At 47.5% G+C, this 337-nt stretch carries 1 protein-coding gene; it reads right to left on the bottom strand.

The annotated features are described in order from the left end of the window. Positions 1–337 (bottom strand): GA-like domain-containing protein (locus AC1M89_RS14790; RefSeq protein WP_481614399.1); only part of this gene is annotated, 337 nt, incomplete at both ends.

Here is a 337-nt window from a genome sequence, read left to right on the forward strand (position 1 = left end):
CCTCAGGTAACGCTGTCACTTTTGTTTGTGCTTCTGTTTTCGCAGCAAGTGCATCATCACGTGCTTGAGTCAATGCAGTAAGTTCTGTTGGGGTGATGAGGCCATTGGCATTTGCATCGATCAGCGCTTGTTCTGCCGCAGCGTATGCTGCTTCAGCCGCCTCTACTGCTGCTTCGGCATCTGCCAATACTTGTTCGTACTCATCTGCTATGCCATCTTCGTTTTCATCATTTACTGTTGGTAAGATGATGTCGACTAGATCATCTAAGCGTGCATCCAATGCGTCTTTGTCTGCTCCTTCTGGAAGTGCATCAACTTTCGCTTGTGCATCTTCTTT

Source organism: Acinetobacter sp. ANC_7635, assembly GCF_056779945.1.